Genomic DNA, 25,914 nt, shown 5'->3' on the forward strand with positions numbered 1-25,914 from the left:
TCAAGGGGAGCAACAAACATGATCAAACGCAATCTGCTGGTAATGGGCCTGGCCGTTCTGTTGAGCGCGTGCGGCTTCCAGCTGCGCGGCACCGGCACCAACGAATTGTCGCTCAAGGAACTCGACGTCAGCGCACGCAATGCCTACGGCGAGACCGTGATTCAGCTGCGCCAGGCCCTGGAAAACAGCGGTGTGCGCGTCTATACCGGCGCCACCTACAAACTGGACCTGGTCGATGAGCGCGAAACCCAGCGCAACATCAGCTACGCCAGTGCGGGCCGCGCGTCGGATGTCGAGTTGACCACCACCGTCAACTTTGAAGTACAAGGCCGCGATCACTTGCCACTGATGGGTGACAAGATCCAGGTGCAGAAAGTCGTGAGCCACGACGGCAACAACCTGGTGGGCTCAGACTCCGAGACCCTTCAGGTGCGCAAGGAAATGCGTCGTGAGCTGGTCCAGCGCATGATGACTCGCCTGCAACTGCTGACCCCGGAAAAACTCGCGGAGCTGCAGCAAATCGCCGACAACAAGGCCAAGGCTGACGCCGATGCCCTGAAAGCCGCGCAAGAGTATGAAGACAACACGCCGAAACAGTCGCCTGTTGAAGTACCTGTCGAGTAAGCCAAACGGGGCGCTCCTGGCGCCCCGTTCGCCCTGCCTATGAAACTCGCCCCCGCCCAACTCGCCAAACACCTGCAAGGTAGCCTCGCGCCTGTCTATATTGTCAGCGGCGATGACCCGTTGCTGTGCCAGGAAGCGGCCGACGCCATTCGCACGGCGGCGCGCCAGCAAGGTTTCGATGAACGCCAGGTGTTCAGCGCCGATGCCAGTTTCGACTGGGGCACGCTGCTGCAGGCAGGCGCGAGCATGTCGCTGTTTGCCGAAAAGCGCCTGCTGGAACTGCGCCTGCCCTCGGGCAAGCCGGGCGATAAGGGCGCGGCGGCGTTGATGGAATATTGCGCGCGCCCTGCTGAAGACACGGTGCTGCTGGTCAGCCTGCCCAAGCTCGACGGCAGTGCGCAGAAAACCAAATGGGGCAAGGCGCTGGTGGAAGGCCCACAGACCCAGTTCATCCAGATCTGGCCGGTGGACAGCAGCCAGCTGCCGCAATGGATTCGCCAACGCCTGTCACAGTCCGGCCTGTCGGCCACGCAAGACGCCGTCGAACTGATCGCCGCCAGGGTCGAGGGCAACCTGCTGGCTGCCGCCCAGGAGATCGAAAAGCTCAAGCTGATGGCGGAAGATGGGCAGATTACCGTCGAAACCGTGCAAGGCGCGGTGGCTGACAGTGCGCGGTTCGATGTCTTCGGGCTGGTGGACGCGATCCTCAACGGTGAGCCGGCCCACGCCCTGCGCATGCTCGAAGGGCTGCGCGGCGAGGGTGTGGAACCGCCGGTGATTCTCTGGGCCCTGGCCCGGGAACTGCGGGTGCTGGCTAACATCGCTTTGCAATACAGCCAGGGCACACCCCTGGACAAATGCTTCAGCCAAGCCCGACCGCCGGTGTGGGATAAGCGCAAACCACTGATGAGCAAGGCCCTGCAACGACACTCGGCGCAACGCTGGGCGCAACTGTTGCTGGAAGCGCAGCGCATCGATGCACAGATCAAAGGCCAGGCGGCCGGTTCGCCGTGGATGAGCCTGAGCCGTTTGTCACTATTGATGGCCGGCCAGCGCCTGGCGTTGCCTGCCGAATAACGCCCGCAAGAACACCACAAATCCAATGTGGGAGGGGGCTTGCTCCCGATAGCGGTGTAACAGTCAAAAAATCCAGTGACTGACACTCCGCCATCGGGAGCAAGCCCCCTCCCACATTTTGTTTGTGTTTACAATTCTCAGGCTTTACAGCGCCGCAATATAGGCAGATTATTTTCGCCGCTCCACCCACCCGAACGAGAGAAAGATCATGAGCAAAAAGCCATCCAAGCATGGCCCGAACAAGGCCAAATCCATCATCGCCCAGCCACTGTTCCGCAGCCGTCAGGAACGCGCCGGCAAGGGCAAAGGCAGCTACCGCCGCGAAGCCTTCCAGTCTGATAGCTGGGAGGCTTCTTACTTTCTGGCTGCCTGAAGGCAAGCGCCCCTCTGGCATGATAAGGTCTGCACTGGATTTGTAACCCCCTGGACCTGTGCATGCCCTCTAGTCTTTCCCGTCGTTGGCACCTTCGCCAATTGATCGCTGCCTCCAGCCTCATTCTGCTTGTCGCCTGCGCGGAAAAACCCACCGCCGCGGATGCTCAACCCCTGCCCACGCTCAAGACCGTACCGGCCGTCGCGCCTGCCGTCGTTGCGCCGTTAGCGGTAGACAACCTGAACATCCAACCGACCCAGACCTTCGCCGAATGGCAGGCCGGTTTCCGTGCGCAGGCCCTGCAAGCCGGAATCACGGCCGACGTCTTCGATAATGCCTTCGCCGGGGTCAGCCCGGACATGGCGGTGATTCGCGCCGACCGCAGCCAGCCGGAGTTTTCCCGGCCGGTGTGGGAATACCTCGACGGCGCGCTGTCGCCGCTGCGCGTGCGTAATGGCCAGGCGTTACTGGTCAAGTACGCCGATATCCTGCAGCGCATCGAAGAGCGGTATGGCGTCGATCGCCAGGCACTGGTCTCGGTGTGGGGCATGGAAAGCAACTTCGGCCAGTTCCAGGGCAATAACTCGGTGATTCGCTCCCTCGCGACCCTGGCTTATGAGGGTCGCCGCCCGGCGTTCGCACAGGCGCAACTGCTGGCGGCGCTGCAGATCATCCAGCATGGCGATATTGCGGCCGACCAGATGAAAGGTTCCTGGGCCGGCGCAATGGGCCAGACCCAATTCATCCCCACCACCTACAACACCCATGCCGTGGATTTCGACGGCGACGGTCGCCGCGATATCTGGAACAGCCCCGGTGACGCCCTCGCGTCCACTGCCCATTACCTGCAAAGCTCCGGCTGGCAGAAAGGCCAGCCGTGGGGCGTCGAGGTGCAGCCACTGCCAACGGGCTTCGACTACTCCCTGGCCGATGGTGGCATCCGCAAGACCGTCGCCGAATGGCTGCAACTGGGCATCCAGCTGCCACCTGGCGCAAGCCTGCCAGCCAATGTCGACCAACTGTCCGCCGCCCTGCTGTTGCCGGCCGGCTACCGTGGCCCGGCGTTCCTGGTTTTGGATAACTTCCGTGCGATCCTGAAGTACAACAACTCGTCGTCCTATGCGCTGGCCGTTGGCCTGCTGTCGGAGCGATTTGGTGGCGGCGGTGTGATTCGCGGGAGCTGGCCGAAGGATGAGCTACCGCTGAGCCGCTCGCAACGCATCGACCTGCAGACGGCGCTCAGCGCCAAGGGTTACGACGCAGGCAATGCCGACGGGATCATTGGCGCCAACACACGCAAGGCGATTCGAGCGGCGCAGCAAGCGCTGGGCTGGCCGGCGGATGGGTATCCGACGGTGAAGTTGTTGGAGTCACTGCAAGATCGCTAGATCTGCTTAAGGCAACTACCGCAATCGGGGGCAAGCCCCCTCCCACATTTGGAATGCGGTCAAATGTGGGAGGGGGCTTGCCCCCGATGCGGTTTAGCAGACACCAAAAATTTAGCGGCTGAACACTACATCCTGCTCCAACACCACCCGCTGCTCCCCCGCATCCAAACGCACCAAAGCCCCCATCGGCAACGTCAGATTCGGATCGCAATGCCCACTGCGCCAGCCGGACAGCACCGGAACGCACAGCGGTTCGAAGGTCTGTTTCAACAGTCTTTCCAGCCCCACCTGATCCACACCAGCCACATCCCCCACCAATACCCCCGCCACCTGGTCGAGTTTGCCCGCCAGGCGCAGGTGCGTCAGCAGACGGTCGATGCGATAGAGCGGCTCGTTGATGTCCTCGATAAACAGAATGATGCCTTCAGCGTCAATGTCGTAGGCGGTGCCCATCACCGCCGCGATCATCGAGAGGTTGCCGCCCAACAAACGCCCGCAGGCAATGCCAGGCTCAATAGTGGTCAAGGGGTAGCCCACCGGGTGCGTCAGTAGGCTGCCGGCGCCAAGCTGGCCGCGCAGCAGGCTGAACAGCGACGATTCGGTGGGGGGTTGCTTGCCACCGAGCAAGTCGGCATTGAGCATTGGTCCGTGGAAGGTGACGAAGCCCGCGTAGCGGTTGATCGCCAGGTGCAAGGCGGTGATATCGCTGTAACCCACGAACGGTTTGGGGTTGGCACGCAACAGGTCGAAGTCCAGCGCGTCGAGCAGGCGTGGCGTGCCGTAGCCGCCGCGCAGGCAGAAAATCGCGTCGATTTCGGGGTCGGCGAAGGCAGCATGCAGATCGTTGAGACGCACTTGATCACTGCCGGCCAGGTAGCCGTCGCGCTCATACACACCCGGGAAAATGCGCAGTTCGTAGCCACGGGCCCGCATCCATTGCCCGGTTTTTTCAACGTCCAGCGCGGCAGGGCCGGCGGGAGCGATCAGGCCGATGGTGCCTTCGGGGCGCAGAGCGGGTACGGCGCTAGTCATGCACAATTCTCCTTAATATGACGCATAACGAAATGTGGGAGGGGGCTTGCTCCCGATGGCGATGTATCAGTCACTCGTGTATTGACTGTCACACCGCAATCGGGGGCAAGCCCCCTCCCACATTGGACCTGCGGCGTTACACAAATCTGTGTTACGACACCAGGCTCGCCTTGACCAGCTTGGCCTGCTCGTCGGCGTGGTACGAAGAGCGCACCAACGGGCCGGAGGCTACGTTCTTGAAGCCCATCTTGTACCCTTCCTCGGCGAACCAGGCGAAGGTATCCGGGTGCACGAAACGCTGCACCGGCAAGTGGCTACGGGACGGTTGCAGGTACTGGCCCAGGGTCAGCATATCGATGTCGTGCTCGCGCATGCGCTTCATGACTTCGATGACTTCTTCATCGGTTTCGCCCAGGCCCAGCATCAAGCCGGATTTGGTCGGAATGTGCGGCATCATCTGCTTGAACTTCTGCAGCAGGGTCAGCGACCACTGGTAATCCGAACCCGGACGCGCGGCCTTGTACAGGCGCGGAACGGTTTCCAGGTTGTGGTTGAACACATCCGGTGGCTCGGCGGCGGTGATCTGCAGCGCTACATCCATGCGGCCACGGTAGTCGGGCACCAGGGTTTCAAGCATGACGTTTGGCGACAGTTTGCGGATTTCGCGGATGCAGTCGGCAAAGTGCTGGGCACCGCCGTCGCGCAAGTCGTCACGGTCGACCGAGGTGATCACCACATATTTGAGTTTCAGGTCGGCGATGGCGATAGCCAGGCTTTCCGGCTCGTTGACGTCCAGGGGCTTCGGACGGCCGTGGCCCACGTCGCAGAACGGGCAACGACGGGTGCAGATGTCACCCATGATCATGAAGGTGGCGGTGCCGCCGGAGAAGCATTCGCCCAGGTTCGGGCAGGACGCCTCTTCGCACACGCTGTGCAACTTGTGTTTGCGCAGCAGGGCCTTGATACGGTCGACTTCCGGCGAGACCGGGATGCGCACGCGAATCCAGTCAGGCTTTTTCGGCAGTTCGGTGGTCGGGATGATCTTGACCGGGATGCGTGCAACCTTCTCGGCGCCGCGCAGCTTGACGCCGGCTTCCACCTTGGCACGCGGGGCCGGGGCTGGACGCTCGGTAACGTCCAGCGTCGGGATCATGGTTTGCACAACATCAGTAGTCATATCAATCGATTCCGCCCGTCAGGGTCGTCTGCTCAGCATAGTCGAGGTGTTTGACGAGCTGCGCGCGCAGCCGGGCACTTACCTCGGCAAATTCTATGGGTGTTGCATGGTCGCTCAACTGGGTCATCGCAAGCCCGGCGTAGCCGCACGGGTTGATGCGCCGGAACGGGGCCAGGTCCATGTCCACATTCAGGGCCAGGCCATGAAAGGAACACCCGTGACGAATGCGCAATCCCAGGGAAGCGATTTTCGCGCCATCCACATACACACCCGGTGCATCGGGCTTGGCCGCAGCGGTCACGCCGTAACTGGCCAACAGCTCGATCAGGCAAGCTTCCATGCGGCTTACCAGGTCACGCACGCCAAACCCCAGCTTGCGCACATCCAGCAACAGATAAGCGACCAGTTGGCCAGGCCCATGGTAAGTCACTTGACCCCCTCGGTCGACCTGCACCACCGGAATATCCCCCGGAAGCAGCAGGTGCTCAGCCTTGCCGGCCTGGCCCTGGGTGAACACCGGCGGGTGTTCGACCAGCCAGATTTCATCCGCTGCCGAGCTGCCGCGCTCATTGGTGAAGCGTTGCATGGCGTGCCAGACCGGCTCGTAGGCCATCCGGCCGAGCTCGCGAAAGCCCAGGACCTGTGGCATCACAACACCATGTGCACGAAGCCAGTGGCCCGCAGTTCGCTATTGATGTCGTAGAGCTGGTCTTGACCGATTGCAACGATGTGCAATTGGATCGTGGTGTATTTGCCTGTGGAGCTGGATCGTTCGTCCACACGCTGATCATTGATCGTCGCGTGCTTGCGCACAATCTCGAGGATCAAGTCTTTGCGGCCTACGCCGGTATCGCTGATTATCTTGATGGGGTAGTCCACCACCGGGAATTCGATCTTTGGCGCCTTTACTTCGGTATCGGTCATGGCGTAACGGCCTCGTAAGCGGTAAGCCGTGGCGACGGCAAAGCCCCGCGTCGGATCAACGCGGGGCTTTGCAGGTGCACACAATCAGTTGAACAAGCCGTAGAAGAATAGACGGATGCTATCCCACACGCGGCGGAAGATACCACCTTCGTCGACGGCGTCCAGTGCGATCAGGTCGGCGCTGTGCACCACCTTGTCGTCCAGTTTGACTTCGACTTTACCGATCACGTCGCCCTTGGCGATTGGGGCAACCAATTGCGGGTTCATGGTCATGCTGGCAGCGAGCTTTTTCAGCTGGCCTTTAGGCATGGTCAGGGTCAGGTCATCAGCCAGGCCGGCCTTGACCTGGGAGGTAGCGCCCTTCCATACCGGCGCGGTCGCCAGCTCCGTACCCTTCTGGTAGAAGGTCTGGGTTTCGAAGAAGCGGAAGCCGTAGGTCAGCAGCTTTTGCGTCTCGGCCGCACGGGCCTGCTCGCTGTTGGTGCCGAATACCACGGCGATCAGGCGCTGGCCATCACGTACAGCGGACGACACCATGCAGTAGCCGGCTTCGTCGGTGTGGCCGGTTTTCAGGCCATCGACGGTCTTGTCGCGCCACAGCAACAGGTTGCGGTTAGGCTGTTTGATGTTGTTCCAGAAGAACTCTTTCTGGGAGTAGATGGCGTAGTGCACCGGGTCAACACGGATGATCGCGCGGGCCAGGATCGCCATGTCGTGAGCCGACGAATAATGCTCCGGATTCGGCAGGCCGGTCGGGTTCATGAAGTGGCTGTTGGTCATGCCCAGGTCGCCGGCTGTCTTGTTCATCATGTCGGCGAACGCGTCTTCGCTGCCGGCGATGTGCTCGGCCAAGGCGACGCTGGCGTCGTTACCGGACTGGATGATGATGCCGTGCAACAGGTCGCTGACGGTGACTTGCGAGCCGACCTTGATGAACATCCGCGAACCACCGGTACGCCAGGCGTTTTCGCTGACGGTCACCGGGTCGTTTTCGCCGATCTGGCCGCGACGGATTTCCAGGGTCGCGATATAGGCGGTCATCAGCTTGGTCAGGCTGGCTGGAGGCAGGCGCACGTCACCGCCGTTTTCGACCAGCACGTTGCCACTGGCGGCATCCATGAGGACCCAGGACTTCGCGGCCAGTTGCGGGGAAGCCGGCACCATCTCAACCGCCCAGGCGGCCGGGGTAATGATCAGCGAGATAAGCAGGCACGTACGTTTGGCTAAGGTGGTGATGTTCATCCGTCTCTCGAAATTGCTTATGGAAACTTGCCCTCGCGGGCAAAACTATTCAGACAGCCCGCTTCCAGACTGTCACGTGTTCGGTTGCCCGCTCACCCCTTGCCCCTGGGTTTTATTGTTCAACGAGCCAACAACCAGGGCCCAGGCATGCGCCTGAACCTGCAGTCCTTTATTGCCTTATTCTGCGGTCACTACGCTGGGTTGCCCCAGGTTCGCCAGGCGTACGCTGTTCTGCACTTGCGCCACCTCGCTCGGCGAGCCGATCGGCCCCATGCGCACACGGTGCAGGGTTTGCTGGTTACGCACGATGGAGCTGATGAACACTGGCGCGCTGACCATGCCGCTGAGCTTGGACCTTAACAGTTCTGCCGCATCCGGGTTGGCGAAAGCACCCACTTGCAGGTACTGCCCACCCACGGTGGAGGCACCGGGCGCGGCACGGGGTACGACGACCGTATCCGGCGCATGCTGCGCGGGCGGCGGCGTCCATTGTTCGATCTTGCCGGTCGACGCCGTTACTTGCGGTTGTGGGGTTTGCGGTTCGTTGAGCATCAACGGCGCCGGCTTGCCACGCTGGGCCCAGTACTGCGCCGGGTCGATGCCTTCGACCTTGACCCGTGCGGTACCGATTTCGGCGTAACCGAGTTTCTTCGCGGCGGCGTAGGACAAATCGATGATCCGGTCCGAATAGAACGGCCCACGGTCATTGACCCGCAGGATCACCGTGCGGTTGTTGTCCAGGTTGGTCACGCGCACGTAGCTGGGCAGCGGCAGGGTCTTGTGCGCCGCGCTCATGCCGTACAGGTCATACACTTCGCCGTTGGCGGTGTTCTGGCCATGGAACTTGGTGCCGTACCAGGACGCCGTGCCGGACTGCACGTAGGTCTTGGAGTCCTGCAGCGGGAAGTAATTCTTGCCCAGCACGGTATAGGGGTTGGCCTTGTAGGGGCCGGAGTGCAAGGTGGGCGTGGCATCGGGGATCTTCGACACATCCACATCCCACCACGGCGCGCCATCTTTGTGCGCACGGTTGATGTCCAGGCCCGGCTGGGCGCGAACCACCGCGCCGCCGGCCTTCTTGGCCGGCGCTCGGTTCGGCGTCGTGGAGCAACTGGCGATCAGCAGGGACAACGCGGCGAACGCCACCAGCTTGAGCGGTTTTTTGAACGGCGATACCCGCATTACTTGTTGCCCCGTGCTTGAACCAGCTCGTCTGACAGCTGATGCACGGCCATGGCGTACATCACACTGCGGTTATAACGCGTGATTGCGTAGAAATTCTTCAGGCCCATCCAGTATTCCGGGCCATTTTCACCTTCAAGGCGGAACGCCGTCACCGGCATGTCATCGCGTGGCGCATTCTGACTCGACCAGCCCAGCGCTCGCAACTCCCCGACGGTCTTCACCGGGTCGATACCCTGGGTCAGGCCTTCGTCGGCACGCTCGCCCGTCACATCGGCGCGGACGACCACCGGCTCACCGCCGACCCAGCCGTGACGCTTGAAATAGCTGGCCACGCTACCGATGGCATCGTCGGGGTTGCTCCAGATATTGATATGCCCGTCGCCGTCAAAGTCCACCGCGTAGGCGCGAAAGCTGCTCGGCATGAATTGCGGCAAGCCCATCGCCCCGGCGTACGAGCCCTTGAGAGTCATCGGGTCGACCTGTTCTTCGCGGGCCAGCAGCAGGAATTCGCGCAGCTCCTTGCGGAAGAACTCGGCGCGGGGCGGGTAATCGAAGCCCAGGGTCGACAACGCGTCGATCACCCGGTAACTGCCGGTATTGCGCCCGTAGAAGGTTTCAATGCCGATGATCGCGACGATGACCTGGGCCGGCACGCCGTATTCCTGCTCGGCGCGGGCCAGTACCGCCTCATGCTGGCGCCAGAAGTCCACGCCCCTGGCCACGCGAGCGTCGGTGAGAAACATCGGGCGATATTCCTTCCACTGCTTGACGCGTTCGGCGGGGCGCGAGATGGCGTCGAGGATCGCCTGCTTTTTCTGGGCCTCGCGAAACACGCCCATCAGTTGTTCACCGGCGAAACCGTAGTCGCGGGTCATCTCACCGACAAATTCGGCGACCTGAGGTGAGCCATCGTAGTCACCGGCCTGCACCTCTTGCGTTGCGCCCAGCAGCCCAATCAGGCCCATCCAGGACGCATGCCGAGTTGCCCAGCCGCGCATTACTTGCATTGACATCTTCACCTTATTCAAACCTGTGCGATCCATTTGCGATGCGTATGAATCGACATCAAAACCCCAAACGCTGACAGCAATGTCACCAGCGAAGTTCCGCCGTAGCTAATGAATGGCAACGGCACACCTACCACCGGCAGCAGGCCACTGACCATACCGATGTTGACGAAAACATAAACAAAAAAAGTCATGGTCAGGCTGCCGGCCAGCAACTTGCCGAACAGCGTCTGCGCCTGCGCGGTAATCACCAGCCCGCGACCGATCAACAGCAAATAGATCAGCAGCAGCGCGCAAATGCCGACCAGGCCGAACTCTTCGCCCATCACCGCAATAATGAAGTCGGTGTGGCTTTCAGGCAAAAAGTCCAGGTGCGACTGGGTACCCAGCAACCAACCCTTGCCGAACACGCCGCCGGAACCGATCGCTGCCTTGGACTGGATGATGTTCCAGCCGGTACCCAGCGGGTCGCTCTCCGGGTCGAGGAACGTCAGGATCCGTTGCTTCTGGTAGTCGTGCATAAAGAAGAACCACATGGCCACGGCCACGGGCACGGCGGCGGCCAGCACGCTGAGAATCCAGCGCCAGCGCAAGCCACCCATGAACAGCACGAACGCGCCGCCCGCCAGGATCAGCAACGAGGTGCCGAGGTCCGGCTGGCGCACGATCAGAATGAACGGCACGCCGATCAGCACCAGGCTGATCCCCACATGCTTGAGCTGTGGCGGCAACGTGCGCTTGGACAGGTACCAGGCGATGGTGGCCGGCATGAGGATCTTCATGAATTCCGACGGCTGGAAGCGAATCACCCCAGGGATGTTGATCCAGCGGGTCGCGCCCATGGCGTTGTGGCCCATCACGTCCACTACCACCAGCAGCAAAACCCCGGCGACATAACCGAGCGGTACCCAGCGCGCCATGAAGCGCGGCTCGAGCTGGGCGATCACCACCATCGACAACAGGCCCAGGCCGAACGAAGACGCTTGCTTGATCAGCAGGTCCCAGTTCTTGCCGCTGGCCGAATACAGCACGAACAGGCTGCCCGCCGCCAAGATCAGCAGCAGCACCAGCAGCGGGCCATCGATGTGCATGCGTTGCAGCAACGTCGCACGGCGACGCATCACATCCTCACTGGAGAGGATGCGGTCAAAATTACTCTTCACGGGCCGTAACCTCGGGGCTTGAAGGGGGGCCGCCATATTCGGGCTTGAGCTTACCGTCGGCGGTCAGCAGCCAGGCGTCCATCACTTGCCGCACCACCGGGGCCGCGACGCCGGAGCCGGACTCACCGTTCTCCACCATCACCGCCACCACGATTTTCGGGTCATCGGCGGGGGCAAAACCGACAAACAAGGCGTGGTCGCGGTGGCGTTCCTGAACCTTGGAGCGGTCGTACTTTTCACCCTGCTTGATCGCGACCACCTGGGCGGTACCGCTCTTGCCGGCGATGCGGTACTGCGCACCGATTGCCGCCTTGCGTGCGGTGCCACGGGCGCCGTGCATGACCTGCTGCATACCGTGATTGACCTTGTTCCAGTCGGAAGGGTCGCGCAGCACGATGTCGGGGATCGGGTTCTCATCCAGCGGTTTCTCGCCCTCGATGGTCCTGGCCAGGTGCGGACGGTTCCAGATGCCCTTGTTCGCCACCAGCGCCGTCGCCTGGGCCAGTTGCAGCGGGGTGGCCTGCATATAACCCTGGCCAATGCCGAGGATCAGGGTTTCGCCGGGGAACCACGCCTGGCGGCGCGTCGCCCGTTTCCACTCCCGCGACGGCATCAGGCCTGGGGACTCTTCGAACATGTCCAGGGAGACTTTCTGACCGAGGCCGAACTTGCCCATGTAGGTCGACAAGCGATCGATACCCAACTTGTGGGCCAGGTCATAAAAATAGGTGTCGTTGGAGCGCATGATCGCGGTATCCAGGTCGACATAGCCGTCACCGGTGCGGTTCCAGTTACGGTATTTGTGATCGTAGTTGGGCAGCATGTAGTAGCCGGGGTCATAGACCCGGCTCGATGCCGTGACCACACCCGAATCCAGGCCGGCAATCGCCACCGCCGGCTTGATGGTCGAACCCGGCGGGTACAAGCCGCGCAACACGCGGTTGAACAGCGGCCGGTCGATGGAATCGCGCAGCTCGGCATAGGCCCTGAAGCTGATGCCGGTCACGAACAGGTTGGGGTCGAAACTCGGCTGGCTGACCATGGCCAGCACTTCGCCGGTCTTCGGGTCCAGCGCCACCACCGCACCGCGACGACCGCCCAGCGCCATTTCGGCGGCTTCCTGCAGCTTGATGTCCAGGCTCAGCACAATGTCTTTGCCCGGCAACGGATCAGTGCGCTTGAGCACGCGCAATACGCGGCCGCGAGCGTTGGTCTCGACCTCTTCGTAACCCACCTGGCCGTGCAGCTCGGGCTCGTAGAAACGCTCGATGCCGGTTTTGCCAATGTGATGGGTGCCGCTGTAATTGACCGGATCGAGGGTTTTCAGCTCTTTCTCGTTGATGCGCCCCATATAGCCGACCGAGTGCGCAAAGTGCGGCCCCTGGGGGTAATGCCGCACCAACTGCGCCACCACCTCCACGCCCGGCAAGCGGAACTGGTTCACCGCGATTCGTGCAATCTGCTCTTCGTTCAGCTCGAACAGAATCGGCACCGGCTCGAAAGGCCGGCGCCCCTGCTTCATGCGCTTCTCGAAGATGACTCGGTCTTCCGGCGTCAGCTGCAGCACCTCGACGATCACATCGAGCACCTGTTGCCAGTCGCCGGAACGCTCGCGGGTCATGCTCAGGCTGAAGCTGGGCCGGTTATCCGCCACCACCACGCCATTGCGGTCGAAAATCAGCCCACGGGTCGGCGGGATCGGCTGCACATGCACCCGATTGTTTTCCGACAAGGTGGAGTGATATTCGTACTGGATGACCTGCAGGTAATACAGGCGCGCGATCAGCACCCCGATCAGCGCCACCACCATGATCGCGCCAAATACCACGCGCGCACGTACCAGACGTGCGTCTTTCTCGTGGTCCTTGATGCGGATCGGCTGGGTCATCGGGAATGGCGCAGATTATTTGTGATAAGGATGCCCGGACAGAACTGTCCAGGCGCGATACAGCTGTTCACCGATCAGAATCCTTACCAACGGGTGCGGCAGCGTGAGTGCCGACAGCGACCAGCGCTGATCGGCCCGCGCACAGACTTCCGGCGCCAGCCCTTCGGGGCCGCCGACCATGAAGTTGACGGTGCGCGAATCCAGGCGCCAGCGGTCCAGCTCCACCGCCAACTGCTCGGTGCTCCAGGGCTTGCCGTGCACTTCGAGCGTAACGATGCGCTCGTTGGGCCCGACCTTGGCCAACATGGCTTCGCCTTCCTGACGGATAAAGCGCGCCACGTCGGCATTCTTGCCTCGGGTATTGAGCGGTATTTCCACCAGCTCCAGCGACAACTCGGCAGGCAGACGCTTGGCGTACTCGTGCCAGCCCTCTTCCACCCACTTGGGCATGCGTGAACCGACAGCGATCAGACGCAGGCGCACAGCCGTTCCTTATTCCTGGTCTTTGTTGAGCTTGTCGAAGTGCGCGTGGCCCACTTCCGGGCTGTGGTGCTTGCCATCGGCGGCACGGCTCTGCTCGGCGCCTTTCCACAGACGCTCCAGGTCATAGAACTGGCGGGCGTTGGAGGTCATCATGTGAACGATCACGTCGTCCATGTCCAGCAGCACCCAGTCGCTGTCGCCCTTGCCTTCTTCACCCAGTGGCTTCACGCCCTGGGCTTTGACCGCTTCGCGGACCTTGTCCAGCATCGCGCCGATCTGGCGGTTGGAGGTACCGGTGGCGATGATCATGAAGTCGGTGATGCTCTGCTTGTCGCGCACGTCGAGGACCTGGATGTCCTGGGCTTTCACGTCTTCCAGGGCAGCCACGGCAACTTTTACCAGCTCTTCGCCAGCCAGTTCCGGGCCAACGTGGGCTTCTACCGGCAGCGGCGCGCTCTTGAAGGTACCTTTGCGCTTAACTTTGCTTACGTCTTTGTTCGTCATATAAAACTCGTTTTGCTCGTATGTTCGGGCGCTCGCTGCACGACGGTGCGTAGCGACAAGCGCGCCTTTTCAGTTCGACGCACGGTAAAGTCCGTGCGCATCGATGTAGGCCAGGACCGCGTCAGGCACCAGGAAACGTACCGACTTACCGCTGGCCAGCAGTTGACGGATCTGGGTGGCGGACACCGCAAGCGGGGTCTGCCAGACGAATGCAATATTCCCGTTCGGCCCGGTCAGGGCCAAGGGGTCACTTACCGACCGCGCAGCCAGCAGGTTGCGCAAGGCATCCGGCGGTTCGCTGTCGGCATCCGGGCGTTGCAGAACCAGGATGTGGCAATGCTGGAGGAGTTCCTCCCAGCGGTGCCAAGAGGGCAGGCCGCAAAATGCGTCCCAGCCCAAAAGCAGAAACAACTGGTCATCGGCGGCCAACTCGGCGCGCATCAGTTCCAGGGTGTCGACAGTGTAGGACGGTTTATCGCGTTTGAGCTCGCGATCGTCCACCACCAACGGCGATATACCCTCCACGGCAACGCGCACCATTTCCAGGCGCTGTTGCGCTGACACCTGCGGCGTATCGCGATGGGGTGGCCGGAAATTGGGCATCAGGCGCAATTCATCCAGCGCCAGGGCATCCGCGACTTCCAGGGCACTGCGTAAATGGCCGATGTGCACGGGGTCGAAAGTACCGCCGAGCAGCCCGATGCGTTTAGCCATCAAGTGCGCACGTGACCGTCGCCGAACACCACGTACTTTTCGCTGGTCAGGCCTTCCAGGCCAACCGGGCCACGGGCATGGAGCTTGTCGGTGGAGATGCCGATTTCCGCCCCCAGGCCGTACTCGAAGCCATCGGCAAAGCGCGTCGAGGCGTTGACCATCACCGAAGCGGAGTCCACTTCATTGAGGAAACGCCGGGCATCGCTGAAATGCTCGGAGACGATGGCGTCGGTATGCTTGGAACCGTATTTATTGATGTGCTCGATGGCCTGGTCCAGGTCGTCGACCATGCGGATCGACAGGATCGGCGCCGTGTACTCGGTGTGCCAGTCCTGCTCGGTCGCCTCGATCACATCCGCGCCCAGCAACGCGCGGGTACGCTCGCAACCGCGCAGTTCCACGCCCTTGTCGCGATAAATGGCGGCCAGCGGCGGCAGCACGCGCTCGGCGATGCCGGCGTGCACCAACAGGGTTTCCATGGTGTTGCACGGCGCGTAGCGGTGGGTCTTGGCGTTGTCGGCGATGCGGATGGCCTTGTCGAGGTCGGCGGCGATGTCGATGTAAACGTGGCACACGCCGTCCAGGTGCTTGATTACCGGCACCTTGGCGTCGCGGCTGACGCGCTCGATCAGGCTCTTGCCACCGCGCGGCACGATCACGTCGACGAACTCCGGCATGGTGATCAATGCGCCAACCGCCGCGCGGTCAGTGGTTTCCACCACTTGCACCACCTCGGCGGGCAACTCGGCCACGGCCAGGCCCTGCTGAATGCAGGCAGCGATGGCACGGTTGGAGTTGATGGCCTCGGAACCGCCGCGCAGGATGGTGGCATTGCCCGACTTGAGGCACAGGCTCGCGGCGTCGATGGTCACGTTCGGGCGCGACTCATAGATGATGCCGATCACGCCCAGGGGCACGCGCATCTTGCCGACCTGGATGCCGGACGGCAGGTAACGCATATCGCGGATTTCACCGATGGGGTCAGGCAGCTTGGCTACCTGACGCAAGCCTTCGATCATGTCGTCGATACGTGCCGGGGTCAGCGCCAGGCGATCCAGCAGGGCCGGTTCCAGGCCATTGGCGCGGCCGTTGGCCAGGTCCTGTTCGTTGGCGGCGGTGAGCGCTGGGCGCGAAGCATCCAGAGCGTCGGCGGCGGCCAACAACGCGCGATTCTTCTGCGCAGTGCTCGCACGGGCGATCAACCGCGAGGCCTGACGGGCAGCGCGACCCAGGCGGGTCATGTAGTCAAGAACGGACTCAGTCATGGGTCAGGTAGTCTTGGCAAAGAGGAAAGCGGCAGATTATAGCTGTGACGCCGCCCGACTGACAGCGGTGAGGGGCGGATGGTCGAAATGAACTGTAAAAACCTGGGGTTCAGCGGTAATTAAGGTGGGAGTTGTTATGATTCCGTCACATTTAGCCGTAATCACCTTGAACGTTATGCCCACAACGACGCCCGAACTCCCTGCCAGCGCCCTCCCCGACAGCTTCTTCGACCGCGATGCACAGTTGCTCGCGCAAGAACTGCTCGGAAAAGTCATCCGTCATCGTGTCGGCGGAATTTGGCTTTCAGCCCGAATTATTGAAACCGAAGCCTATTACGTGGCCGAAAAAGGCAGCCACGCCTCACTCGGCTACACAGAAAAGCGTAAGGCTTTGTTTCTGGATGGCGGGCATATCTACATGTACTACGCCCGTGGCGGTGATTCGTTGAATTTCAGCGCCCATGGCCCGGGCAATGCCGTACTGATCAAATCGGCGTATCCCTGGGTCGATGAAATTTCCGGCCCTGCGAGCCTGGCGCAAATGCTGTTGAACAACCCGAACCCCGACGGCAGCCCGCGCGCCGCGCAGAAACTCTGTGCAGGCCAGACGCTGCTGTGCAAGGCGCTGGGCCTGAAGGTGCCGATGTGGGATGCCAAGCGCTTCGATCAGGAACTGTTGTATGTGGAAGACGTAGGCCAGGTGCCCACGCAGATCATCCAGACCACACGACTGGGCATCCCCAGTGGGCGCGATGAGCATTTGATGTACCGTTTCGTCGATGCTGGCTATGCGCCTTATTGCACACGGAACCCGCTGCGCCGGGGACAGGTCGAAGGCCGCGATTATTTTTTGATTTGAACAGACTGAACCGGCTGGAATCGATTCCTGTCGCACAGAAATTTTAATGTGGGAGGGGGCTTGCCCCCGATGGCGGTGTGACAGTGGATGAATGTTTCCCTGACACATTGCCATCGGGGGCAAGCCCCCTCCCACACTTGACGGAGTGGAGTGTATGGGCCATTGGCTCGATAGCATTACCGGCTGGCTGACCCTGAACCCACAATGGCTGGCGGCGGCGGTGTTTATCGTTGCGTGCGTGGAATGCCTGGCCATCGCCGGACTGATCGTGCCGGGTACGGTGCTGCTGTTCGCGATTGCCGCACTGGCCGGCAGCGGCGCGCTGTCGTTGAGCGAAACCCTGCTGCTGGGATTCCTCGGCGGTTTATTGGGCGATGGGGTTTCCTACTACCTGGGCCGGCATTTCCACCAGAACATACGACGCCTGCCCGGCCTGCGTCAGCACCCCGAATGGATGAATGGCGCTGAAACCTACTTCCATAAGTATGGCATCGCCAGCCTGTTGGTCGGGCGCTTCATCGGCCCGCTGCGCCCCATGCTGCCGATGGTGGCCGGCATGTGCGACATGCCGTTCCCGCGCTTCGCGGCCGTGAGCGTTATCGCGGCAGCGGGGTGGTCGGTGGCTTATCTGCTGCCGGGATGGGCCGCTGGCGCTGCGTTCCGCCTGCCATTGCCCGAAGGTTTCTGGCCGGAAGCGGCCATTGTCGCGGCCTGCCTGACGGTGCTGCTGGGGCTGAGCTTGAACAGCAGCCTGCGCGGCCATCGTCGCGCGACCCTGTGGATTGGTTGCGCCAGCCTGACCTTGCTGGTCGCGCTGTTCATCGGCTACCCGCACCTCAACCATTTCGACCAGGGCCTGAGCGCCCTTGTGCAGGAACATCGCAGCCCGTGGCTTGACGAAGTAATGGTGCGCATTACCCAGTTGGGCGAGTTCAAGAAAATGTTCGTGGCCAGCGCGGTGTTCACCGGCCTGCTGTTACTGGCGCGACAGTGGCGTCATGCCCTATTCGTTGGCGTCACACTGGCGGGAGCCGCCGTGATCAACACCGGCACCAAGCTCTTCTTCGCCCGTGGCCGCCCGGAAATCCTCACCGACCCGCTCACCAGCTTCAGCATGCCCAGCGGCCATGCCTCCGGCGCGTTTGCGTTCTTTCTGGCCCTGGCGGTACTGGCAGGCCGCGGCCAACCCACGCGGTTACGCCTGACCTGGCTGCTACTGGGCTGCATACCCGCCGCGTTCATTGCCTTGTCGCGGGTGTACCTGGGTGCTCACTGGCCCACGGACATCCTGGCCGGCACGCTGCTGGCGATGACCGTCTGCGCGTTCAGCCTCAGCTTCAGTCAGTACCGCAGCCCCTTGCCCGCGATGACGCAAAAAGCCTGGTGGCTGGTGTTGCCCGCCGTGGTGGCCGTGCTCGGGTTTATTGCTTTTACCGGCACGTCCCATGCTTTGCTCAGGTACGCTTACTGATCCTTGGCCGGGCCGATCCACTCCACCGATGCCGAGCGGCGCTCAACGCAACGCTCGCGTCGCTCCAGCAGCATTTCATCAGCGATTTCAGCGGCGCGTTCGGCGATGTATTCCGGGCCCCGCGTGGCATCCTGCTGGAGTAATTGCGTGGTCACGCTGACAAGGTACGCGTCCCAGGCTTCTTGTTCCGAGGGTGTCAGCCGAATCATGGTCATCTCCGATCATTAGGGTGTGATCGGAAAATAGTGCAAGCCACGCTGCTGGAAGCAACGAAACAAAGTCTGAAAACCACGTCAGGGAAATCCGAATTTCAGGTGAATAATTCACCTTGCAACTCATCCAGCAGCATCTGGATCGCATCCAGCCGCTGCTGCGGATCGTCGAGTTGCAGCAGGTCGAGCTTGTCGGCCTCGGTGAACGGCAGCAGATACGCCAGCTGATTAGCCAGGGCCTGCTGGCCCTCGGCACGGGCGTCCATATCCAGCGAAGCGACCATCGGGTGCTCCGCCAATGCCTGCAGCAGCGCCAGCAGGTCGGCATCCTCTTCTTCCAGCGGCTGCTCCGGCAGCTCTTCGAGCCACTGCACCTCGGCCACCAGCAACTGGTCCTTTTGCACCTGGGCGTCACATACGCGGAAACGCCGCCCGCCTTCGACACGAATGCCCAGCAGGCCGTTGTCCTGTTGCTTGAAGTCGCGAATCAGCGCCTCACAGCCAATCAGCGCATAGCCGTCCGGGGCCAGGCCGACTTCCTTGCCGTCAAGGATGCACACCACGCCGAAGCTTTCGCCCTTTTTCATGCAGCGGCTGATCATGTCCAGATAGCGCGCCTCGAACAGTTGCAAATCGAGGGTGCAGCCAGGGAACAGCACAGTGTTGAGCGGAAACAGCGCCAGACTCATAAAGGTTTCCTTAAACCCGGTTCAAACGATCACCGACACGGCCAGCGGCAGGAACACCGCCGTGGCCACGCCCATCAGACTCATCGCCAGCGCCGCGAAGGCGCCGCATTCTTCACTTTCCTGCAGGGCCACCGAGGTGCCGACGGCATGGGCCGTCATGCCCAGGGCCATGCCGCGTGCTTCGGGGCTGTGTACGCCCAGGCGCGACAGGAGCGCCGGGCCGATCATCGCGCCGACCACCCCGGTGATCAACACGAACACCGCAGCCAATGCCGCCACGCCACCGATCTGCTCGGCCACCAGCATGGCAATCGGCGACGTCACCGACTTGGGCGCCATGGTCATCAGCACCCTGTGTTCCGCGCCGAACCACCAGCCCAACAACACGCACAGACCGGTGGCCAACACCCCACCTATCACCAGCGTAGTAAAAATCGGCCAGAACAATTGGCGAATCCGGCGCAGGTTCAGATACAGCGGCACCGCCAGGGCTACCGTCGCCGGCCCCAGCAGAATGCCCATGATCTCGGTGCTTTCGCGGTATTCGACGTAGCTCAGGCCGCAAGTGAGCAACACACCAATCACCAGCAACATGGAGACCAGCACCGGCTGCAGGAAGATCCAGCGGGTTTTCTCGAAAGCCGCCAGTACCAGTTGATAAGCGCCCAGGGTGATGCCGATCCCGAACAGCGGGTGATGAATGACGGCCGTCCAGGCGCCCTGCCAATCGAACATCATTGGCCCTTCTCCTTGCGCTTGACCATCTGTTGCATCAGCACGCCGACGACGCCCATGGCGATGACCAGCGACAGCACCAGCGCGCCGACAATGGCCCAGAAGTCTGCAACGATGTCCTTGGCATACACCATCACGCCCACGGCCGGCGGCACCAGCAGCAACGGCAGATACCGCAGCAGGCTGCCGGCCGCCAGGCTCAGCGGCTCGCTGACTTCGCCGCGCCAGATCAGAAAGCCAAGCATCAGCAGCAGGCCGATGATCGGTCCCGGCAATACCGGCAACAGCAGATGATTGATCGCTGTGCCGATCAGTTGAAACAACACCAGCCAGGTCAGGCCACGTAACAGCATCCGCTTTCTCCCCCTTAAAGCCCGCGCGCATTATAAGCACGCCCGCCCTATGCTCCGGCATTCGCCAAAAGCATGTCGTTGACCGGGCCGATTGCCCATGATGATCTACATTGGTTCTCTGTATCCCATAAAAAAACCCTCATCAGCGGGGGATAAAAACGATGAAACCAGGAGAGATGCAATGCCCCAGGTACCCGTAGCGCAGCTCAAAGACTATGTCGGCAAGGAACTCGGACGTTCCGAGTGGCTCACCATCGACCAGGCGCGCATCAACCTGTTCGCGGAGGCCACCGGCGATCATCAATTCATCCACGTCGACCCGGTCAAGGCGGCGCAAACCCCGTTCGGCAGCACCATCGCCCATGGGTTCCTGTCGCTGTCGCTGATGCCCAAGCTGATGGAAGACATCCTGATCATGCCCGAAGGCCTGAAGATGGCGGTCAATTACGGCCTCGACAGCGTGCGCTTTATCCAGCCGGTAAAGGTCGACTCCAAGGTGCGCCTGAACGTCACGCTCACCGATGTCCACGAGAAAAAACCCGGCCAATGGCTGTTCAAGGCCACCGCCACCCTGGAAATCGAAGGCCAGGAGAAACCTGCCTACATCGCCGAGTCGCTGTCACTCTGCTTCGTGTAGGACGCTGCCTGTGGTGAGGCAACAAACCTTGCCACAGTGTATGTAAATTTATGTATGAACCTCTCGGCTGCGGCATACTCGGCGCTCAATTATCCGGATCCCGCTATGCGCCCACTCGCTCCCCTTGCCCTTGCCCTGTTGCTCACCGCGTGCGGAGACGGCGAATCGCTGTTGCCGCCCGACGCGCGCCTGCCCGATGGCGGCCGCTACCGTGGTGATGTGGTCAACGGCTTGCTGCAAGGCCAGGGCCGTGTCGACTACCCCAACGGCAGTTGGTACGCCGGCGAGTTCGATAAGGGCCAGTGGCATGGCCAGGGCGAATGGCATGGCAGTAACGGCGAAGTCTATCAGGGCCAATTCAAGCAGGGCCTGTTTGACGGCCAGGGCCGCCTGACCACGGCGGGCAGCAGCTACGTCGGTGGCTTCAAGAACGGTCGACGCAACGGCGAAGGCACCCTCAAAGAGGGGCAGATGACCTATCGCGGCGAATTCAAGGACGACCAGTACTCCGGCCTCGGACGCCTGGAGCTGGCCGACGGCAGCCAATACCAGGGCCAATTCGCCCACGGCAAGCCCAATGGCGAAGGCCAGCGCAACGACGACAGCGGCAATCAGTTCAGCGGCCACTTCGTCGATGGTCAGCTGGAAGGCAACGGCACGTTCAACAGCGCGGATGGCGATATCTACGTCGGCCAGTTCAAACAGAACCAGCTCAACGGCAAGGGCCGCTATGAAAACGCCGACGGCGACGTGTGGATCGGCCAGTTCAAGGAAGGCGCGCTCAGCGGCAAGGGCGAACTGATCGGCGTTGATGGCAGCCACTACGTCGGCCAGTTCATCGATTGGCGCTTCAGCGGCGAAGGTCGCCTGAACCTTACCGATGGCAGCTTCTATATCGGCGGCTTCGACAGCGACAGCTATCAGGGCCGCGGCACGCTGGTGCTCACCGATGGCACGGTTCAGGCCGGCACCTGGGTCAACGGCATGCGCGTGCGCGATGCCGAGGGCAAGCTGCTGCCCGACCCACTGGAAATCGGCGTACTGGCCCAGGGCCGCTTACTGGCTGACGCCCTCGCCGCCGTGCCTGCGTCTACGCCTGCCGTCGAGCTGTATACCCTGGCATTGGCCGGTGACGGCAAGCAAAGCGTATTCCTGCGCGAAGCCGATTACGTCAGCAATATGCTCGCCACCCGCTTCGGTGCACATGGGCAGATTCGCCTGGTCAACCACCGCGACCATATCGCCGACCGCCCCATGGCCACCCGCGAAAATCTGCGCCGTGCCGTACAAACCCTGGCCGAACGCAGCGGGCCGGAAGACCTGGTGTTCATCTATATGACCAGCCACGGCACTCATGAACACGAACTGGTGCTGGACCAGCCGCGCATGGAGCTGGCCGACCTGCCGGCCGACGAGCTGGCCGCCGTGCTCGCGCCGCTGAAAAACCGTGACAAGATCATCGTGATTTCCGCCTGTTACTCCGGCGGATTCATCCCGGCATTGAAGGATGAACGCACGCTGATCATGACCGCCTCGCGCGCGGATCGCGTGTCGTTCGGTTGTTCAGAAGAAGCAGACTTCACCTACTTTGGTGATGCCCTTTTCGCACAAGCTTTCAGCCAAACGGACGATTTGCAACAGGCGTTCAAACTGGCACAACTGCACGTGGCCGAACGCGAACAGGCGGACAATTTCGAAGCCTCCGAACCGCAGATCTGGGCCCCCAAGGGCGTGATCGCCCATTGGCAATTATTACGCAAACAGCAGGCACGAAAGGCGCTCGAAAGCGTCTCAATGAATAGCAAGGAAGCCAAAGGCAACTAAGCTGTAACGTGTAACAAGGGGGAAACATCATGTACCTGACACCGCAGCATATCCTGCTGGCCGGCGCCTCTGGCCTCACCGGCGAACACTTGCTGGACCGCCTGCTCAACGAACCTACCGTGACCCGCGTACTGGCACCCAGCCGCAAACCATTGGCTGAACACCCGCGCCTGGAAAACCCGGTGGGCGATCCGGCAGTGGTCCTGCCACACCTGAGCGGCCAAGTGGATATCGCTTTCTGCTGCCTGGGCACTACGATCAAGAAAGCAGGTTCGGAAGCGGCGTTCCGTGCGGTCGACCTGGATCTGGTGGTGACCTTCGCCAAGCGCGCACGGGAAATGGGCGCGCGGCACCTGATCGTGATCAGTGCGATTGGCGCCGACCCGAAATCCTCGGTGTTCTACAACCGGGTCAAAGGGGAAATGGAGCAGGCGTTGAGAGCACAGGATTGGCCGCAACTAACGATCGTGCGGCCATCGTTGCTGTTGGGCGAAAGACTCGAGCCGCGCCTGGCCGAACAACTGGCAGGGCCGCTGTCACGCCTGATTCCGGGCAAGTACCACGGCATTGAAGTCTGCGAACTGGCCCGCGCCATGTGGCGCCTGGCGCTGGAAGAGCAGGACGGGGTGCGCGTGGTGGAGTCGGATGAGCTGCGCAAGCTCGGCAAATAACTAAAGGCAAACACTGAACCCAATGTGGGAGGGGGCTTGCCCCCGATTACGGTATATCAGTCACTGATGAGTTGACTGGGCTACCGCAATCGGGGGCAAGCCCCCTCCCACATGGTTTTTTGGTGTTGTTGAGGTTTGCGTTATAGGCCGCCCGTGGCGTTGAAGCCCACACCCAACACCGTCAACGCCGACAGTGGCAACAACAGGGTGTCGAGCAGCGCACTGGCCGGCAGGTCGATATGCGGGTAACTCGGCGCCTCAGCGCCGAATCTGTCCTTGGCACAACAGCCTCCATTGATCGCATACAGGTCCAACCGCGTGCCGGCATACACCACCGGCGCACCAGGTTGCGCGGCATCCAGCGTGCGAGCGGTGGCGCAGCCGGCCAATAGCAGCGCCAGCACGACCAGCAGCGCCTTATTCATCGCCGCTCAAGTGATGCTCGCCCCAGCGTGGCAGCATGTCTTGCGGAATATTAAGCAAGTTGAGAATACGCGCCACCACAAAGTCCACCAGATCATCGATGGTCTGCGGCTGATGATAGAAGCCTGGCGATGCGGGCAATATGGCCACGCCCATGTTCGACAACTTGAGCATGTGCTCCAGATGGATGCTCGAATAGGGCGCTTCACGCGGCACCAGGATCAACTGCCGGCGTTCCTTCAAGGTCACGTCCGCCGCGCGCTCGATCAAATTATTACAGGCGCCCGTGGCAATCGCCGACAGCGTGCCGGTGGAACAGGGCACCACCACCATCGCCGCCGGCGCACCGGAGCCGGAAGCGACCGGCGACATCCAGTCCTCTTTGCCATAGACCTTGATCTGCCCCGCCGCCGCGCCGGTGTATTCGGTGAGAAAGGCCTGCATCATCTGCACCTTGGCCGGTAATGCGACATCGGTTTCAGTCGCCATCACCAACTGCGCCGCCTTGGAGATCAGGAAATGCACCTCACGGTCTTCACGCACCAGGCAATCAAGCAAACGCAGGCCATAAGGCGCACCGGAGGCGCCGGTCATCGCCAGGGTGACGCGTTCCGGGCCGCTCACTTGAGCGCCTCGGCCAGTTTGCCGTGCAGGCCGCCGAAGCCGCCGTTGCTCATGATCACCACGTGGGTGCCCGGCTTGGCCAGGTGCTTGACGTGCTCGATGATGCCCTCCAACGAGTCACAGACGGTCGAAGGCACACTGCACCGCGCGGCGATCGCCGGCAGGTCCCAGCCCAGGTTGGCCGGTGCATACCAGACCGCCTGGTCTGCGTCATTGACGCTTTCCGGCAGGCCATCACGGTGTGCCCCCAGCTTCATGGAGTTGGAGCGCGGCTCGACGACGGCAATGATCTGCGCATCACCGACGCGTTTGCGCAGGCCGTCCAACGTCGTGGCAATCGCCGTGGGGTGGTGGGCAAAGTCATCGTAGATGGTAATCCCATTCACATCGGCGACCTTTTCCATGCGCCGCTTCACGCTCTTGAATGCACTCAATGCCGCGATACCCATGGAAGGCACCACCCCCACATGCCGCGCAGCCGCCAGGGTGACCAAGGCGTTGGCGACGTTATGCTGGCCGGTCATGTCCCACTCGACCGTGCCTTGGGGTTGGCCTTCGAACAGCACTTCAAACCTGGAACCGTCGTCACTGAGCAATTTGACCTGCCACTGCCCGCCCGCGCCGGTGGTTTGCACCGGAGTCCAGCAGCCCATCTCGATCACGCGCTGCAACGCCGGTTCGGTGGTCGGGTGAATCACCAGCCCTTCACTTGGAATGGTACGCACCAGGTGGTGGAACTGCCGCTCGATGGCCGGCAGATCCGGGAAGATGTCGGCATGATCGAATTCAAGGTTGTTCAGGATCGCCGTGCGCGGACGGTAGTGGACGAACTTGGAGCGCTTGTCGAAGAACGCACTGTCGTACTCGTCGGCCTCGATCACGAAGAACGGCGTCTCCCCCAGGCGCGCCGACACCGAGAAGTTCTGTGGCACACCGCCGATCAGAAAACCCGGGCTCATGCCCGCATGCTCCAACACCCAGGCCAACATACTGCTGGTGGTGGTTTTGCCGTGGGTACCGGCAACCGCGAGTACCCAGCGCCCTTGCAGCACATGGTCGGCCAGCCACTGGGGGCCGGAGACATACGGCAAGCCTTTATTAAGGACATACTCGACCGCAGGGTTACCCCGGGACATGGCGTTGCCGATCACCACCAGATCGGGGACCGGGTCGAACTGCGCCGGGTCGTAGCCTTGAGTCAGCTCAATGCCCTGAGCTTGTAGCTGAGTGCTCATGGGCGGATAAACATTGGCATCGGAGCCGGTAACGTGATGGCCCAGCTCTTTGGCAAGTACCGCCATCGAGCCCATGAACGTGCCGCAGATACCCAGAATATGAATGTGCATAGTTGACCTCGTAAATCATCGAGG

The 25,914-nt window shown here is 61.8% G+C and carries 29 protein-coding genes; 9 read left to right on the plus strand and 20 right to left on the minus strand.

Features of this window, described 5'->3' with window-relative positions; translation table 11 throughout:
• Positions 1-18: 18 nt before the first annotated feature.
• The 4 genes from lptE to C4J84_RS22500 all read left to right on the plus strand — a co-directional run bounded on the left by lptE (position 19) and on the right by C4J84_RS22500 (position 3,462).
• Positions 19-624 carry an LPS assembly lipoprotein LptE gene (gene lptE, locus C4J84_RS22485; RefSeq protein WP_124371968.1) on the plus strand — a complete coding sequence of 202 codons (606 nt, stop codon included), beginning with the start codon at positions 19-21 and terminating at the stop codon, positions 622-624.
• A gap of 39 nt (positions 625-663) precedes the next feature.
• Positions 664-1,701: a DNA polymerase III subunit delta gene (gene holA, locus C4J84_RS22490; protein WP_124420912.1), complete on the plus strand. Its 1,038-nt coding sequence runs from the start codon at positions 664-666 to the stop codon at positions 1,699-1,701.
• Between the two features lie 208 nt (positions 1,702-1,909).
• A complete protein-coding gene (arfA, locus tag C4J84_RS22495; RefSeq protein WP_003237016.1) occupies positions 1,910-2,074 on the plus strand; it encodes an alternative ribosome rescue factor ArfA in 165 nt (54 codons plus the stop codon).
• A 62-nt stretch (positions 2,075-2,136) separates the two neighbouring features.
• Positions 2,137-3,462: a lytic murein transglycosylase gene (locus tag C4J84_RS22500; protein WP_124368473.1), complete on the plus strand. Its 1,326-nt coding sequence runs from the start codon at positions 2,137-2,139 to the stop codon at positions 3,460-3,462.
• Positions 3,463-3,573: 111 nt separating this feature from the next.
• Here the strand turns inward: C4J84_RS22500 and C4J84_RS22505 are convergent, their stop codons facing one another.
• The 13 genes from C4J84_RS22505 to C4J84_RS22565 all read right to left on the minus strand — a co-directional run bounded on the left by C4J84_RS22505 (position 3,574) and on the right by C4J84_RS22565 (position 16,046).
• The gene (locus C4J84_RS22505; RefSeq protein WP_124436132.1) at positions 3,574-4,494 is read right to left on the minus strand and encodes an LD-carboxypeptidase; all 921 of its coding nucleotides are present in this window, start codon (positions 4,492-4,494) and stop codon (positions 3,574-3,576) included.
• Positions 4,495-4,645: 151 nt separating this feature from the next.
• Positions 4,646-5,647: a lipoyl synthase gene (gene lipA, locus C4J84_RS22510; protein WP_164484599.1), complete on the minus strand. Its 1,002-nt coding sequence runs from the start codon at positions 5,645-5,647 to the stop codon at positions 4,646-4,648.
• 25 nt (positions 5,648-5,672) lie between these two features.
• Positions 5,673-6,320, minus strand: a complete 648-nt coding sequence (gene lipB, locus C4J84_RS22515) for a lipoyl(octanoyl) transferase LipB (RefSeq protein ID WP_124368475.1) — start codon at positions 6,318-6,320, stop codon at positions 5,673-5,675.
• Positions 6,320-6,595 carry a DUF493 domain-containing protein gene (locus C4J84_RS22520; RefSeq protein WP_048724650.1) on the minus strand — a complete coding sequence of 92 codons (276 nt, stop codon included), beginning with the start codon at positions 6,593-6,595 and terminating at the stop codon, positions 6,320-6,322. The genes lipB and C4J84_RS22520 overlap by 1 nt, the downstream gene beginning before the upstream one ends.
• Positions 6,596-6,679: 84 nt before the next feature.
• Positions 6,680-7,837, minus strand: coding sequence for a D-alanyl-D-alanine carboxypeptidase family protein (locus C4J84_RS22525; RefSeq protein ID WP_124371973.1), 1,158 nt, complete (start codon positions 7,835-7,837; stop codon positions 6,680-6,682).
• A 177-nt stretch (positions 7,838-8,014) separates the two neighbouring features.
• Positions 8,015-9,019: a septal ring lytic transglycosylase RlpA family protein gene (locus C4J84_RS22530; protein WP_124364554.1), complete on the minus strand. Its 1,005-nt coding sequence runs from the start codon at positions 9,017-9,019 to the stop codon at positions 8,015-8,017.
• A complete protein-coding gene (gene mltB / locus C4J84_RS22535; protein WP_124364555.1) occupies positions 9,019-10,029 on the minus strand; it encodes a lytic murein transglycosylase B in 1,011 nt (336 codons plus the stop codon). The genes C4J84_RS22530 and mltB overlap by 1 nt, the downstream gene beginning before the upstream one ends.
• A 17-nt stretch (positions 10,030-10,046) precedes the next feature.
• Positions 10,047-11,150, minus strand: coding sequence for a rod shape-determining protein RodA (rodA, locus tag C4J84_RS22540; protein ID WP_065952056.1), 1,104 nt, complete (start codon positions 11,148-11,150; stop codon positions 10,047-10,049).
• Between the two features lie 31 nt (positions 11,151-11,181).
• Complete coding sequence (gene mrdA / locus C4J84_RS22545) at positions 11,182-13,080, minus strand: penicillin-binding protein 2 (RefSeq protein ID WP_124364556.1); 1,899 nt, start codon at positions 13,078-13,080, stop codon at positions 11,182-11,184.
• A gap of 15 nt (positions 13,081-13,095) precedes the next feature.
• The gene (rlmH, locus tag C4J84_RS22550) at positions 13,096-13,563 is read right to left on the minus strand and encodes a 23S rRNA (pseudouridine(1915)-N(3))-methyltransferase RlmH (RefSeq protein ID WP_003176297.1); all 468 of its coding nucleotides are present in this window, start codon (positions 13,561-13,563) and stop codon (positions 13,096-13,098) included.
• A 9-nt stretch (positions 13,564-13,572) separates the two neighbouring features.
• Positions 13,573-14,067: a ribosome silencing factor gene (gene rsfS, locus C4J84_RS22555; RefSeq protein WP_003176298.1), complete on the minus strand. Its 495-nt coding sequence runs from the start codon at positions 14,065-14,067 to the stop codon at positions 13,573-13,575.
• Between the two features lie 69 nt (positions 14,068-14,136).
• Complete coding sequence (gene nadD / locus C4J84_RS22560; RefSeq protein ID WP_124368480.1) at positions 14,137-14,781, minus strand: nicotinate-nucleotide adenylyltransferase; 645 nt, start codon at positions 14,779-14,781, stop codon at positions 14,137-14,139.
• The gene (locus tag C4J84_RS22565) at positions 14,781-16,046 is read right to left on the minus strand and encodes a glutamate-5-semialdehyde dehydrogenase (RefSeq protein WP_124436133.1); all 1,266 of its coding nucleotides are present in this window, start codon (positions 16,044-16,046) and stop codon (positions 14,781-14,783) included. Before C4J84_RS22565 ends, nadD begins: the two co-directional genes overlap by 1 nt.
• A 175-nt stretch (positions 16,047-16,221) precedes the next feature.
• Between C4J84_RS22565 and C4J84_RS22570 the strand changes: the two genes are divergently transcribed.
• Together C4J84_RS22570 and C4J84_RS22575 are read left to right on the plus strand one after the other, a co-directional pair.
• Positions 16,222-16,905: a DNA-3-methyladenine glycosylase gene (locus C4J84_RS22570; RefSeq protein WP_124436134.1), complete on the plus strand. Its 684-nt coding sequence runs from the start codon at positions 16,222-16,224 to the stop codon at positions 16,903-16,905.
• A 154-nt stretch (positions 16,906-17,059) separates the two neighbouring features.
• Positions 17,060-18,376 carry a bifunctional DedA family/phosphatase PAP2 family protein gene (locus C4J84_RS22575; RefSeq protein ID WP_124436135.1) on the plus strand — a complete coding sequence of 439 codons (1,317 nt, stop codon included), beginning with the start codon at positions 17,060-17,062 and terminating at the stop codon, positions 18,374-18,376.
• Here C4J84_RS22575 and C4J84_RS22580 read toward each other — a convergent pair.
• From C4J84_RS22580 to C4J84_RS22595, 4 genes are all read right to left on the minus strand, one after another.
• Complete coding sequence (locus tag C4J84_RS22580) at positions 18,370-18,585, minus strand: hypothetical protein (RefSeq protein ID WP_124368484.1); 216 nt, start codon at positions 18,583-18,585, stop codon at positions 18,370-18,372. The two genes, C4J84_RS22575 and C4J84_RS22580, sit on opposite strands and share 7 nt — an antisense overlap.
• 101 nt (positions 18,586-18,686) lie before the next feature.
• Positions 18,687-19,277 carry an LON peptidase substrate-binding domain-containing protein gene (locus C4J84_RS22585; protein ID WP_124436136.1) on the minus strand — a complete coding sequence of 197 codons (591 nt, stop codon included), beginning with the start codon at positions 19,275-19,277 and terminating at the stop codon, positions 18,687-18,689.
• Positions 19,278-19,298: 21 nt separating this feature from the next.
• A complete protein-coding gene (locus tag C4J84_RS22590; RefSeq protein ID WP_124436137.1) occupies positions 19,299-20,015 on the minus strand; it encodes an LrgB family protein in 717 nt (238 codons plus the stop codon).
• On the minus strand, positions 20,012-20,365 hold the full coding sequence (locus tag C4J84_RS22595; protein WP_124368487.1) for a CidA/LrgA family protein: 354 nt from the start codon (positions 20,363-20,365) through the stop codon (positions 20,012-20,014). The genes C4J84_RS22590 and C4J84_RS22595 overlap by 4 nt, the downstream gene beginning before the upstream one ends.
• A 181-nt stretch (positions 20,366-20,546) precedes the next feature.
• Between C4J84_RS22595 and C4J84_RS22600 the strand changes: the two genes are divergently transcribed.
• The 3 genes from C4J84_RS22600 to C4J84_RS22610 all read left to right on the plus strand — a co-directional run bounded on the left by C4J84_RS22600 (position 20,547) and on the right by C4J84_RS22610 (position 23,497).
• The gene (locus tag C4J84_RS22600) at positions 20,547-21,002 is read left to right on the plus strand and encodes a MaoC family dehydratase (RefSeq protein ID WP_124405386.1); all 456 of its coding nucleotides are present in this window, start codon (positions 20,547-20,549) and stop codon (positions 21,000-21,002) included.
• 105 nt (positions 21,003-21,107) lie between these two features.
• Positions 21,108-22,826: a C13 family peptidase gene (locus tag C4J84_RS22605; RefSeq protein WP_124364565.1), complete on the plus strand. Its 1,719-nt coding sequence runs from the start codon at positions 21,108-21,110 to the stop codon at positions 22,824-22,826.
• A gap of 29 nt (positions 22,827-22,855) precedes the next feature.
• Positions 22,856-23,497: an oxidoreductase gene (locus tag C4J84_RS22610; RefSeq protein WP_124364566.1), complete on the plus strand. Its 642-nt coding sequence runs from the start codon at positions 22,856-22,858 to the stop codon at positions 23,495-23,497.
• A gap of 140 nt (positions 23,498-23,637) precedes the next feature.
• On the opposite strand, the gene C4J84_RS22615 is transcribed toward C4J84_RS22610, so the two are convergent.
• The 3 genes from C4J84_RS22615 to mpl are packed head-to-tail and all read right to left on the minus strand — an operon-like array spanning position 23,638 to position 25,890.
• Positions 23,638-23,922 carry a YceK/YidQ family lipoprotein gene (locus C4J84_RS22615; protein WP_124368490.1) on the minus strand — a complete coding sequence of 95 codons (285 nt, stop codon included), beginning with the start codon at positions 23,920-23,922 and terminating at the stop codon, positions 23,638-23,640.
• Positions 23,915-24,544, minus strand: a complete 630-nt coding sequence (ubiX, locus tag C4J84_RS22620) for a flavin prenyltransferase UbiX (RefSeq protein WP_124436138.1) — start codon at positions 24,542-24,544, stop codon at positions 23,915-23,917. The genes C4J84_RS22615 and ubiX overlap by 8 nt, the downstream gene beginning before the upstream one ends.
• The gene (gene mpl / locus C4J84_RS22625) at positions 24,541-25,890 is read right to left on the minus strand and encodes a UDP-N-acetylmuramate:L-alanyl-gamma-D-glutamyl-meso-diaminopimelate ligase (protein WP_124436139.1); all 1,350 of its coding nucleotides are present in this window, start codon (positions 25,888-25,890) and stop codon (positions 24,541-24,543) included. The genes ubiX and mpl overlap by 4 nt, the downstream gene beginning before the upstream one ends.
• Positions 25,891-25,914: the final 24 nt, after the last annotated feature.

The sequence above is a fragment of the Pseudomonas sp. R11-23-07 genome (assembly GCF_003852295.1).
GTDB lineage: Bacteria > Pseudomonadota > Gammaproteobacteria > Pseudomonadales > Pseudomonadaceae > Aquipseudomonas.

Coding starts and splice junctions, on each gene's coding strand:
- lptE (WP_124371968.1), top strand. CDS start 19: ATGATCAAACGCAATCTGCTGGTAATGGGCCTGGCCGTTCTGTTGAGC.
- holA (WP_124420912.1), top strand. CDS start 664: ATGAAACTCGCCCCCGCCCAACTCGCCAAACACCTGCAAGGTAGCCTC.
- arfA (WP_003237016.1), top strand. CDS start 1,910: ATGAGCAAAAAGCCATCCAAGCATGGCCCGAACAAGGCCAAATCCATC.
- C4J84_RS22500 (WP_124368473.1), top strand. CDS start 2,137: ATGCCCTCTAGTCTTTCCCGTCGTTGGCACCTTCGCCAATTGATCGCT.
- C4J84_RS22505 (WP_124436132.1), bottom strand. CDS start 4,494: ATGACTAGCGCCGTACCCGCTCTGCGCCCCGAAGGCACCATCGGCCTG.
- lipA (WP_164484599.1), bottom strand. CDS start 5,647: ATGATCCCGACGCTGGACGTTACCGAGCGTCCAGCCCCGGCCCCGCGT.
- lipB (WP_124368475.1), bottom strand. CDS start 6,320: ATGCCACAGGTCCTGGGCTTTCGCGAGCTCGGCCGGATGGCCTACGAG.
- C4J84_RS22520 (WP_048724650.1), bottom strand. CDS start 6,595: ATGACCGATACCGAAGTAAAGGCGCCAAAGATCGAATTCCCGGTGGTG.
- C4J84_RS22525 (WP_124371973.1), bottom strand. CDS start 7,837: ATGAACATCACCACCTTAGCCAAACGTACGTGCCTGCTTATCTCGCTG.
- C4J84_RS22530 (WP_124364554.1), bottom strand. CDS start 9,019: ATGCGGGTATCGCCGTTCAAAAAACCGCTCAAGCTGGTGGCGTTCGCC.
- mltB (WP_124364555.1), bottom strand. CDS start 10,029: ATGCAAGTAATGCGCGGCTGGGCAACTCGGCATGCGTCCTGGATGGGC.
- rodA (WP_065952056.1), bottom strand. CDS start 11,150: ATGCGTCGCCGTGCGACGTTGCTGCAACGCATGCACATCGATGGCCCG.
- mrdA (WP_124364556.1), bottom strand. CDS start 13,080: ATGACCCAGCCGATCCGCATCAAGGACCACGAGAAAGACGCACGTCTG.
- rsfS (WP_003176298.1), bottom strand. CDS start 14,067: ATGACGAACAAAGACGTAAGCAAAGTTAAGCGCAAAGGTACCTTCAAG.
- nadD (WP_124368480.1), bottom strand. CDS start 14,781: ATGGCTAAACGCATCGGGCTGCTCGGCGGTACTTTCGACCCCGTGCAC.
- C4J84_RS22565 (WP_124436133.1), bottom strand. CDS start 16,046: ATGACTGAGTCCGTTCTTGACTACATGACCCGCCTGGGTCGCGCTGCC.
- C4J84_RS22570 (WP_124436134.1), top strand. CDS start 16,222: ATGCCCACAACGACGCCCGAACTCCCTGCCAGCGCCCTCCCCGACAGC.
- C4J84_RS22575 (WP_124436135.1), top strand. CDS start 17,060: ATGGGCCATTGGCTCGATAGCATTACCGGCTGGCTGACCCTGAACCCA.
- C4J84_RS22580 (WP_124368484.1), bottom strand. CDS start 18,585: ATGATTCGGCTGACACCCTCGGAACAAGAAGCCTGGGACGCGTACCTT.
- C4J84_RS22585 (WP_124436136.1), bottom strand. CDS start 19,277: ATGAGTCTGGCGCTGTTTCCGCTCAACACTGTGCTGTTCCCTGGCTGC.
- C4J84_RS22590 (WP_124436137.1), bottom strand. CDS start 20,015: ATGATGTTCGATTGGCAGGGCGCCTGGACGGCCGTCATTCATCACCCG.
- C4J84_RS22595 (WP_124368487.1), bottom strand. CDS start 20,365: ATGCTGTTACGTGGCCTGACCTGGCTGGTGTTGTTTCAACTGATCGGC.
- C4J84_RS22600 (WP_124405386.1), top strand. CDS start 20,547: ATGCCCCAGGTACCCGTAGCGCAGCTCAAAGACTATGTCGGCAAGGAA.
- C4J84_RS22605 (WP_124364565.1), top strand. CDS start 21,108: ATGCGCCCACTCGCTCCCCTTGCCCTTGCCCTGTTGCTCACCGCGTGC.
- C4J84_RS22610 (WP_124364566.1), top strand. CDS start 22,856: ATGTACCTGACACCGCAGCATATCCTGCTGGCCGGCGCCTCTGGCCTC.
- C4J84_RS22615 (WP_124368490.1), bottom strand. CDS start 23,922: ATGAATAAGGCGCTGCTGGTCGTGCTGGCGCTGCTATTGGCCGGCTGC.
- mpl (WP_124436139.1), bottom strand. CDS start 25,890: ATGCACATTCATATTCTGGGTATCTGCGGCACGTTCATGGGCTCGATG.